Raw genomic sequence first — 7,504 nt, 5'->3', positions numbered from 1 at the left:
GTCCTGCAGCGCGACCACCGCGAGGTCCGTCCGCGCGACGAACCGCGCGATCGGCACGGGGCACCCGAGCATCTCTTCACTTCAGGGACTCTGAGTCCCTGAAGGTGCCCTTCACGGCTTTCAGGCGTTGAGTTCTTCCAGGGTCGTCGGCACGTGGAACGGCGGGGTGCTGGTGCCCATGACGCGGTAGCGGCCCCACGGGTCCGGATCCGACAGCTCGCCGGTGGCCGAATGCGTGCCGGTCCGGATTTCGACGGGCTTCTTCTTGCCGCCCGCCAGCTTCGACAGCTCCTCGTTCACCGCGACGCGGCCGTACCAGCGGTAGAAGCCGTCGATCGGCTGGAAGTAGCCGCGCAGCTCGACCGTCGCCGTCACCGAAACACCGTCGACCAGCAGGGTCGCCGACCCGCTGTAGCCGTCTTCGTCGTGGTCGCTCATGACGTCTCCTCCAAGCCTTCCGCGCGGCCCAGCTGGACCACCTTGTTGACCTCCAGGGGCTGGTTCGGGTCGATGACCACGCCGTGCTGGCGGGTCAGCCCGTCGATCGCCGCCCAGATGATCTGCGTCAGGTACTCGACCACCGCGTCGCGGCCCATCGACCTGCGGTCCAGCCACCACTCGCCGGTGTTCTGGACCATGCCGACGATGCCGTGCGCCCACGGCTCGGCCGCGCCGGAGTCCATGTTGAACATCCGCATGTAGTCGCCCAGCAGCGCCGTCAGCGCCGTCGCGATCAGTTCCTTGTCCTCGGCCACCACGTCCGACGACACCGGCTTCTCCGGCCGCCCGTGCGCCAGCAGCCGGTACAGGTTCGGGTGCTCCTCGATCACCGTGAAGAACGCGTCGAGCGCCATCCGGATCCGCGGGACCGGCGCGAGCTCCGCGTTGATCGCCGGGATCAGCCGCTCGAAGAGGATCTCCGTGCCGCGCTGGCCGAGGGCCACGTAGAGGTCGGCCTTGTCGTCGAAGTGCCGGTACAGCACCGGCTTCGTGACGCCCGCCTCCGCGGCGACGTCCTCCATGCCGAGGTCCGGGCCGTGCGTGTCGAGTGCCCGCAGCGCGGCCTCCACGAACTCCTTGCGCCGCGCGATCCGGTGCTTGCGCCAGCGGTCCCGCCGGGCGTCGCCGGTCGCCCCTTCGTCGCGGGCGGACGGCTTGCCGGAGCGCTTGACACGTTCGATCACGGGGCTCATGCTACCAGAGGTAACTGTTACCTCAAGTTACACGTTGGAAGGGGTGTCGGCGATGACGCGGACGCTGAAGGAACCGGATCGCGAGAAGACCGCGGAGCGGCTGCTCAAGTCGTCGGCGAACAAGTTCTACGACCCGGACGTCGACATCGACTGGACGGCGCCCCTGGTCGAGGGCAAGCGTTTCATCCTCGACGAGCGCTCCTCGCTCTACGGCACCGAACTCTGGGACAAGCTGACCCCCGAGCAGCGCATCGAGCTGGGCAAGCACGAAGTCGCGAGCGTCGCGACGACCGGGCTGTGGTTCGAGATCCTCCTGATGCAGATGCTGCTCAAGGAGGTCTACGAGCAGGACCCGACCTCCGCGCACGCGCAGTTCGCCCTCACCGAGATCGCCGACGAATGCCGGCACTCGACGATGTTCGCGCGGATGGCGTCGCGGATCGGCTGTCCCGCCTACGGCCCGGTGCCGTGGCTGAGGAAGCTGGCGAAACTGATGCCGGCGATCTCCTACGGCCCGGCGCGCTACGGCGCGATCCTGGTCGCCGAGGAGGTCCTGGACCGGCTGCAGCGCGAGCAGATGAACGACGACGGCGTCCAGCCGCTGGTCCGGATGGTCAACCGGATCCACGTGCTGGAGGAGGCGCGGCACGTCACCTTCGCCCGCGAGGAAGTCACGCGCGGCATGGCGAAGCTGTCGAAGGCCGAGATCGGCTACCAGCAGTTCGTCATCGCGCTCATCTCGTACTTCGTGACGCGGGCGTTCATCAACCCGAACGTCTACAAGGCGGTCGGCATCCGGCCGCGCGACGGCGTCGAGGCGGCCCTGAACAACCCGCACTGGCAGGGGACGATCGCCTGGGCGGGGGAGAAGATCATGCCGTTCCTCGAGGAGTCCGGCCTGGTCGGGCTGCCCGGGAAGTACTTCTGGCGCAAGTCCTTCCTGCTCCCGGCGGGCCGATGACGACCGCGTCGCGGCTGCGCGATCCCTCGATCGAGCACCGGTTCGTCGCGAGCGACGGCGCCGCGCTGCACGTGTCGCAGTCGGGTCCGGCCGACTCCGCGGTGACGCTCCTGCTGGTGCACGGCTGGACGCAGGACCACCGGACGTGGGACTTCGTGCTGCCGCACCTCGACCCGGGCGTACGCGTCCTGCGCTACGACCTGCGCGGCCACGGCGGCTCGGCGCACGCCCGCCCGGGTTCGGCGACGATCGCGCGGCTCGCCGACGACCTCGCCGAGCTGATCGCCGACCGCGTCCCGGCCGGCCCGCTCGTGCTGGCCGGGCACTCCATGGGCGGCATGACGCTCATGGTGCTCGCCGAACGGCACCCGGAGCTGGTCGCCTCACGGCTCGCCGGTGCGGCGTTCGTCGCGACGTCGTCGGGGGACATGGACAAGCTCACGCTCGGGTTCCCGGGCCTGGTCGGCCGGGGCGTGACGCGCTTCGAGCCGCGGGTGGCCCGCCTGCTCGCCCGGCTGCGATCCGACACGCTGCGCCTGCGGCCGGCGATGGTCCGATCCGGGGCGCGCCGCCTGGTCTTCGGCGACCGGCCGGGCCGCGCGCAGGTGGACAGCGTCGTCGAGCAGCTGCTGTGCGCCCACCCGGCGAGCGCGGGGCTGTTCCTGGACGCGATCGCGTCCCACCGCGGCATCGGCGGCCTGGGCGCGCTCTGCGACGTCCCGTCGGTGGTCTTGGCGGGGGAGAGGGACCGGCTCTGCCCGCTGGCGCACGCGAAGGTGATCGCGGACGAGCTGCCGCACGCGGAGTTCGTCCGCTACCCGGGCGCCGGCCACATGCTCCCGCAGGAACGCCCGTACGAAGTGGCCCGCCGCATCAGCGCGCTGGTCCGGGTGGCCGCGCGCCGCTGAGCCAGACCCCAGCGCCCCAAGGCGGCCTTGGTTGCGTCTGACGCACCGAAGGCCGCCTTGGGTGCGTCAGACGCACCGAAGGCCGCCTTGGGGCGCTTACGAGTCCTTGAGCGGGAAGCCGCCGCCGATGCCGCGCCACGCCAGGTTGGCCGTCAGCGCGACCGCTTCCTCACGGCTCATCGACTGGTGGTGCTGCAGCCAGAACCGGGCGCTGACCTGGCTCATCCCGACCAGCCCGACGGCCAGCAGCCGTGCCTTGTCCTCGTCGAGGCCCGCGTCCGCCGTGATCGTCTCCGTGATCGCGTCCACGCTCGCCGACGTCGCGCGGTCGACCGCTTCCTGGACCGCCGGCTCGCCGCGCAGGTCGGACTCGAACACCATGCGGAACGCGCCCGCGTCGTTGCTGACGAAGTCGAAGAACGCGCCGACCGTGGCCGGGACGCGCTGCTTGTTCTCCGTCGTCGAGTCCAGCGCGTTCTGCACGCGCTTCACCAGCTCGTCGACATGGCTTTCCAGCAGCGCGATGTACAGATCGAGCTTGCCGGGGAAGTGCTGGTAGAGCACCGGCTTGCTGACACCGGCCACTTCGGCGATCTCGTCCATGGCGGCGGCGTGGTAGCCGTTCTCGGCGAAGACCCGCTGCGCCGCGGCGAGGAGCTGGGCCCGGCGCTCCGTCCGGGGCAAGCGCACCCCTCGTTGCTGCAACCGCGTCATCTCCGTCATGCTCTTCCTCCCGTCTTCGCCCCTTCGACGGGCGGGGTCGCCACCGCGTGAAGTCGTCCTGAAGATTACTCGCCGGTATGTATGCCTTGCCAAGTGTCGGGCATCCTGGATTCGTGAACACCCCCGTGACCTCGCGGGCGCCGCTGACGCACGTGCCCCTTTCGTCGAGGGAATTGCCGTCCCTCGAGCCGATACTCCCGCCGTGGCCGGCGACCTTCGAGGAGGCCGGCACCGCCCGCCTCCACGTCCGCCGCACGCCGGGCCCGGACGGCGTGCCCGCGGTGTACGTGCACGGCCTGGGCGGCTCGTCGACCAACTGGACCGACCTGGCCGCGCTGCTCGCGCCGGTCGCCGGCGGCACCGCCCCCGACCTGCCCGGCTTCGGCTGGTCCGAGCCCGAAAAGGGCTTCGACTTCAGCCTCCAGGCCCACGCCGAGGTCGTCGCGCGGCACATCGAGGGCGTCGGCGCGCCGGTGCACCTGCTCGGCAACTCGATGGGCGGTGCCATCGCGCTGCTGATCGCCGAACGGCGTCCGGAGCTGGTGAAGACGCTGACGCTCATCTCGCCCGCGATGCCGGACCGCCGCCCCGACCCGCGGCGGCTGTCCGACCCGCGGATGGCGCTGGCGTACCTGCCGCTGGTCGGCGCGCGGGTGCGGGCCCAGCTCGCCGCCCTCGGCCCGCGTGAACGCGCCGCGCAGGTGATCAAGCTGTGCTTCGCCGACCCGTCGCGGTTCCCGGACAGCCGGCTGGACGAACTGGCCGAGGAGCACGGCGCCCGCGCCGGGTTCACCTGGGCCGCGCCGGCCATGGCGCGCAGCACGTTCGCGATCTTCCGGGCGTGGTCGACCCTTGGGAAGGCGTCCCTGTGGTCGTCGGCGCCGCGGGTGCAAGCCCCGACGCTGGTGGTCTGGGGCCGCGAAGACCGGATCATCTCCGTGCGGCGCGCCGTGCGGACGGCCCGGGCGATCCCGAAGGCCCGGCTGCTCGTCCTGCCGCGGACGGGCCACGTGGCGCAGATGGAACGGCCGATCGTCGTGGCGAAGGCCGTGCTGGGCATGTGGGAGCACGTCGAAGCCGGGATCTGGTAGTCCGATCAGGTGACGACGAATCCGTGTGTGGTCAGCCAGTCGCCGATAACGGTTCGGTGGCGCTGTGGCACCCTGGTGCGGTGGACCGGGTGAAGCACGACGCGCGAGGCGAAGATCGGCGGGCGCCCCACCGCGCGTCCGCACGCCGCACGCCGCACGGCACCCCGGAGCCCGGAGACGCCTCGCGCACCGGCCAGTACCGCCCGTCCCGGCAGCAGCCGGCCCAGCGCGTCGGTGAGGACCGCTACCGCCCCGGCGGGCGGCGGACCAGCGCCGAGCCGCTGAGCGCCTCCTGGAAGCCCCACGGCGAGGCCCCGCGCGAAAAGCCGGAGCCGCCGCAGGCCGGCGGCTTCGCGAAGTTCACCAAGACCTACGGCTGGCGCGTCTACGCCCTGCCGATCCTCGTGGTGCTGACCGTGCTCGTCGTCGTCAACACCGCGAACAGCCCGGCCGAGCCGATCGCCGAACAAGGCGCCCCGGCCGGCGTCGAGTCGGCGGGCGGCGACGCGGCGGGCGGCGCGATCGACGGCAACGGCGAGCAGGCCATCCCGGAGAACCCGGCCACGCCCGTCGACCTCAAGGTGCCGACCGCGGACCTGCCCGAGGGCAGCCCGTTCACCCAGGCCGGCGCGGGGAAGTGGCACGTCGTGCCGGGCAGCGGCCCGAAGGTCGGCACCGGCAAGCTGTACACCTACACGATCGAGGTCGAGGACGGCATCGACCCGGCGAGCTACGCCGGCGACGACGCTTTCGCAGCAGCCGTCGAGGGCACCTTGTCCGACCCCAAGAAGGGCTGGACCTGGGACGGCAAGATCGCCCTGCAGCGCGTCGACGCCAACTTCCCGAACCCGACGTTCAAGGTGAGCCTCACCACGCCGGACACCACCCACCGGGCCGACGCCTGCGGCTTCCAGATCAAGTTCGAGGCGTCCTGCTACCGCAAGAGCCTGGGCCGGGTGCTGATCAACCTGGCCCGCTGGGTGCGCGGCGCGAAGGCGTTCAACGCCGACATGACCGGGTACCGGCAGTACGCCATCAACCACGAGGTCGGGCACGCCCTGGGCAACCAGCACGTCGGCTGCGGCGGCAACAACGAGCCCGCGCCGGTGATGATGCAGCAGTCCTTCGGCGTCGACGACAACTACGTGTCGATGCTCAACGACATCCCCGGCGGCGACAAGGGCAAGGTGGCCAAGGACGGCCGCACCTGCGTGCCCAACGCCTGGCCGAACCCCACGCCCAAGAGCTAGTCCGTTCCCACCATCCGGACGCGGGAAGGTCTATTTGCCCGCGCGCGTTGTGCATAGTGGGATGGACGCGATCCGCGCGAGATGGAGGACCCGATGTCAGCACTGCCGCCGCTCGTCGAGCCGGCTGCCGAGCTCACCAAGGAAGAGGTGGCCCGGTACAGCCGTCACCTGATCATCCCGGACGTCGGGGTGGCCGGGCAGAAGCGGCTGAAGAACGCGAAGGTCCTGGTGATCGGGGCCGGCGGCCTCGGCAGCCCGGCGCTGCTGTACCTGGCCGCGGCCGGGGTCGGCACGCTCGGCATCGTCGACTTCGACGTCGTCGACGAGTCGAACCTGCAGCGCCAGGTCATCCACGGCCAGTCCGACATCGACAAGCTCAAGGCCGCCTCCGCGCAGGAGTCGATCGCCGAGATCAACCCGCTGGTCAAGGTGTACCTGCACACCGACCGGCTGGACTCGTCGAACGCGCTGGAGATCTTCGAGCAGTACGACCTGATCGTCGACGGCACGGACAACTTCGCCACGCGCTACCTGGTGAACGACGCCGCGGTGCTGCTGGGCAAGCCGTACGTCTGGGGCTCGATCTTCCGGTTCGAGGGCCAGGTCAGCGTGTTCTGGGAAGACGCGCCGAACGGCAAGGGCCTCAACTACCGCGACCTCTACCCCGAGCCGCCGCCCCCGGGCATGGTCCCCTCCTGCGCCGAGGGTGGCGTGCTGGGCGTGCTCTGCGCGTCCATCGGCTCGATCATGGTGACCGAGGCCATCAAGCTGATCACCGGCATCGGTGAGACGCTGCTCGGCCGCCTGATCAGCTACGACGCGCTGGAGATGAAGTACCGCGAGGTCAAGATCCGCAAGGATCCGGAGACCCCGAAGATCACCGAGCTGATCGACTACGAGGCGTTCTGCGGCGTGGTTTCCGACGAGGCCGCGCAGGCCGCGTCGGGCAGCACGATCACGCCCGCCGAGCTCAAGGCCAAGTTCGACAGCGGCGAGAACTTCGCGCTGATCGACGTCCGCGAGCAGCACGAGTACGAGATCGTCAACATCAAGGGCGCGACGCTGATCCCGAAGGACCGGATCCTCTCGGGCGAGGCGCTGGCGGAGCTGCCGCAGGACAAGCCGATCGTCCTGCACTGCAAGTCGGGCGCGCGCTCGGCGGAGGCCCTCGCCGCGCTGCACGCGGCCGGCTTCAAGGACGCGACGCACCTCGGTGGCGGCGTGCTGGCCTGGGCCAAGCAGATCGACCCGAGCCTGCCGACCTACTGACAGTGGTGGTCCGTGAAGGCCACCTTGAGGGACTTCAAGTCCCTCAAGGTGGCAGGCCTACCAAGGCGACGACGGGTAGCCGGCCTGAGAGGGTGACCGGCCACACTGG

The 7,504-nt window shown here is 70.6% G+C and carries 8 protein-coding genes; 5 read left to right on the top strand and 3 right to left on the bottom strand.

Annotated features, from left to right (window positions below; translation table 11 throughout):
• Positions 1–120: 120 nt before the first annotated feature.
• Both AB0C38_RS49295 and AB0C38_RS49290 read right to left on the bottom strand, forming a co-directional pair.
• Positions 121–438 (bottom strand): DUF4873 domain-containing protein, encoded by a 318-nt coding sequence (locus AB0C38_RS49295; RefSeq protein WP_360688637.1) that lies wholly within the window; start codon positions 436–438, stop codon positions 121–123.
• On the bottom strand, positions 435–1,193 hold the full coding sequence (locus AB0C38_RS49290) for a TetR/AcrR family transcriptional regulator (protein ID WP_360688634.1): 759 nt from the start codon (positions 1,191–1,193) through the stop codon (positions 435–437). The genes AB0C38_RS49295 and AB0C38_RS49290 overlap by 4 nt, the downstream gene beginning before the upstream one ends.
• A gap of 52 nt (positions 1,194–1,245) precedes the next feature.
• On the opposite strand from AB0C38_RS49290, the gene AB0C38_RS49285 reads away from it, so the two are divergent.
• Together AB0C38_RS49285 and AB0C38_RS49280 are read left to right on the top strand one after the other, a co-directional pair.
• Entirely contained in the window at positions 1,246–2,154 is a 909-nt protein-coding gene (locus AB0C38_RS49285) for a diiron oxygenase (protein WP_360688631.1), read from the top strand.
• Positions 2,151–3,062, top strand: coding sequence for an alpha/beta hydrolase (locus AB0C38_RS49280; protein WP_360688628.1), 912 nt, complete (start codon positions 2,151–2,153; stop codon positions 3,060–3,062). Before AB0C38_RS49285 ends, AB0C38_RS49280 begins: the two co-directional genes overlap by 4 nt.
• Positions 3,063–3,158: 96 nt before the next feature.
• Here AB0C38_RS49280 and AB0C38_RS49275 read toward each other — a convergent pair whose 3' ends face one another.
• On the bottom strand, positions 3,159–3,785 hold the full coding sequence (locus tag AB0C38_RS49275) for a TetR/AcrR family transcriptional regulator (RefSeq protein WP_360688625.1): 627 nt from the start codon (positions 3,783–3,785) through the stop codon (positions 3,159–3,161).
• Positions 3,786–3,898: 113 nt separating this feature from the next.
• Here AB0C38_RS49275 and AB0C38_RS49270 point away from each other — a divergent pair, with 113 nt between their 5' ends.
• The 3 genes from AB0C38_RS49270 (at position 3,899) to moeZ (ending at position 7,395) form a co-directional block, all read left to right on the top strand.
• Positions 3,899–4,876, top strand: coding sequence for an alpha/beta fold hydrolase (locus tag AB0C38_RS49270; protein ID WP_360688622.1), 978 nt, complete (start codon positions 3,899–3,901; stop codon positions 4,874–4,876).
• An 80-nt stretch (positions 4,877–4,956) separates the two neighbouring features.
• Positions 4,957–6,126, top strand: coding sequence for a DUF3152 domain-containing protein (locus tag AB0C38_RS49265; protein ID WP_360688619.1), 1,170 nt, complete (start codon positions 4,957–4,959; stop codon positions 6,124–6,126).
• A 93-nt stretch (positions 6,127–6,219) separates the two neighbouring features.
• Positions 6,220–7,395, top strand: a complete 1,176-nt coding sequence (moeZ, locus tag AB0C38_RS49260) for an adenylyltransferase/sulfurtransferase MoeZ (RefSeq protein ID WP_360688616.1) — start codon at positions 6,220–6,222, stop codon at positions 7,393–7,395.
• The last annotated feature ends 109 nt before the right edge of the window (positions 7,396–7,504 follow it).

The organism is Amycolatopsis sp. NPDC048633 (genome assembly GCF_040650695.1).
GTDB lineage: Bacteria > Actinomycetota > Actinomycetes > Mycobacteriales > Pseudonocardiaceae > Amycolatopsis.
The sequence above is the reverse complement of the archived record's forward strand: the minus strand, read 5'-3'. Positions and strand labels throughout refer to the sequence as shown.